This window comes from Blastocatellia bacterium (genome assembly GCA_025054955.1).
Lineage (GTDB): Bacteria > Acidobacteriota > Blastocatellia > HR10 > J050 > JANWZE01.
In genome coordinates, this window is record JANWZE010000109.1 from 1 (window position 1) to 2,319 (window position 2,319).

At 52.9% G+C, this 2,319-nt stretch carries 2 protein-coding genes; both read left to right on the forward strand.

Annotated features, from left to right (window positions below; all coding sequences use genetic code 11):
• Positions 1-214: 214 nt before the first annotated feature.
• Positions 215-1,216, forward strand: coding sequence for a sigma-54 dependent transcriptional regulator (locus NZ823_14085; GenBank protein ID MCS6806256.1), 1,002 nt, complete (start codon positions 215-217; stop codon positions 1,214-1,216).
• Positions 1,217-1,282: 66 nt separating this feature from the next.
• Positions 1,283-1,408 carry a hypothetical protein gene (locus NZ823_14090; GenBank protein MCS6806257.1) on the forward strand — a complete coding sequence of 42 codons (126 nt, stop codon included), beginning with the start codon at positions 1,283-1,285 and terminating at the stop codon, positions 1,406-1,408.
• The last annotated feature ends 911 nt before the right edge of the window (positions 1,409-2,319 follow it).

The window sequence follows — 2,319 nt, forward strand, 5'->3', positions numbered from 1 at the left end:
CGCACGCATGGCCTCGTGTAGGACAGGATCAAGCTTAATTTGGTGAGGGCTCCCAAGGCGGCACAAGTAATTGCGGATCAGTCCCGTCTCGTTAGGAAGTTCGGGATGATGAATCGGAGCAAATTGGTTTAGCCACGACTCGCCGAGCCAGAGAAAGGGCTCGTTCCAGCTTCGTAGCGACGAAAGCTAAGGTCACATCCACCAAGGAGGGGCGATGAAGCAAAAGCTTTCTGCCATTGATATCAAAAAGAACTTCCCTCGCTTCATTGCAGCAGATTCCAAGACAGTCGCCGTATTGCAGCAGGCGGCCGAACTGGCTGCATCTGAGGTAGACTTGTTGCTAGTCGGAGAGTCTGGAGCTGGAAAGGAACTGTTGGCCCATAGCATCCATGAATTGAGCAGCCGGGCGGCAGGTCCGTTTATCCCCCTGAACGTGTCAGCGTTTCCAGAGACGGTCTTCGAGGCTGAGTTATTCGGCTATGAGGCGGGGGCGTTTACCGGAGCGGCCAAGCGACGTCAGGGCTGGTACGAGCAGGCGCATGGCGGCACGTTATTTCTGGATGAAATCGGCCACTTGCCCTTATCGCAGCAGGTCAGGCTACTGCGCGTGCTGCAAGAGAAAGCCTTCCACCGGCTGGGAGGCAGAAAGCTCATCCAGGCCGATGTGCGCGTGATGGCAGCCACTGATCGAGACTTGGACAAGCTGGTGGAACAGAACCAATTCCTCAGGTCTCTTTACTTCCGGTTTCCGGCTCGGCTGGTGCTGCCTCCGCTGCGAGCGCGCCCGGCTGATATTCCAGCCTTAGTCAGGTATTTCCTCGTCGTGTATACGCGCAAGCATCAGAAGAATCTCATCTCGGTTTCAGCAGAGGCGATGGCCTATTTGAAACGACAGTCCTGGCCGGGCAACGTGCGCCAGTTGCTCAGTGTATTGGAGGTGGCCGTTATCCACGCTGATCCGACACGGCAGACATTAGAGGTAGACGATGTCGAACCATTGTTGAAAGGTTGGGAAGACACGCCCGCGAGATTGGTCAGCGGCAGTGGATTGGCGGGGCTGGATCACCTGAGGTTGGATCAGATTTGCGAACTCGCCATTCGACAGCGGCTGGAAGTCTACCGGGGGAACAAATCCAAAGCCGCTGAGAGCTTGGGCATCAGCCGAGGGACATTCCGGGCGTGGTGCAAAAAGGATGGGATCGAGGCTGATGAGTGAGCCATCGCAACGTGTCGTTTGACCGTGTCATGCATGTTTGGTGCAAAAAGGATGGGATCGAGGCTGATGAGTGAGCCTGTGGTCGCCGATGTGGGCTGGTCAGAAATTGACCACCCTGGTCAAAAATTGACCACCGAGAAGTTTCACTTCATGAATTGGTTACAGCCGGGTGGTCAAATCTTGACCACTTGAGCTTGGTTTTGGTCAGTGAACGTTTGGCCTTGGTGGAGTGATGGAAAATCTGTGATCTCTTGAGGTTCAATCAGTTACAGATTCCGAGTTTGACCCATAGAATCTTGGCACACCATTTGCACCAAGGAACAGGGACATTTTCTATTTGGAAGTGAAAAATGCTGAGTATGTTTAAGTCAAAACCGCTCGCTCGGTGGGGGATAGTAGCCGTGCTGGTGTCGAGTGTTGGTTATTTCAGTCTTGGCTCAAACTTTTTTGGAGGGGTTTACGCCGCCCCAGTCAGTTTGTTTGAATGAAGCCACGGCTGACATGATGTCACCCATCTTCGCTGAGAAACTGAAACACTCAATAAAAGGGCTGAATGGGGAGGGATTTATCTACGCGGGGCTCCCTCGGGAGTCCATTCCTCAAGCAGGTCCAGAGGTTAACCCCATAAGCTTGAGTGGGAGTTTATGCTTGGGCAGTATTTGTCTCCGTAGTTTCTGTCTTGGTAGCCTTTGCATAGGCAGTTGGTGCCTCCTCAGTAACTGCGCTAGTCACTGTGCTGGCAGTCACTGTGCGACCAGCGGTTGTAATGAAAGCAACTGCCTAAACAGTAGGTGCACCTCGACTGTCTGTGTGAGTCGTGATTGCCCACTTCCGGATGTATGAATTTAACGTAAACAGTAACATAATGTGGAAATAGAAGGGGCATTAGGGTCAAGCGTAAGAGGTGTGAGCATCTTCGCCTATGCCCCTCTATCACACCTACTCCACGCTGGAGGAATCATGAATGATGTAGATCACGTCGGCACAATTGTTGGCAGCTCCCTGGGAGTATTGGGGGCGATCACAGGGGTTCTCGGTAGTCTGGCCAAGATGAATCCTGAGAAGCATCTCGGCAAGCTGAGGATAATGGTATGGTTTGACAT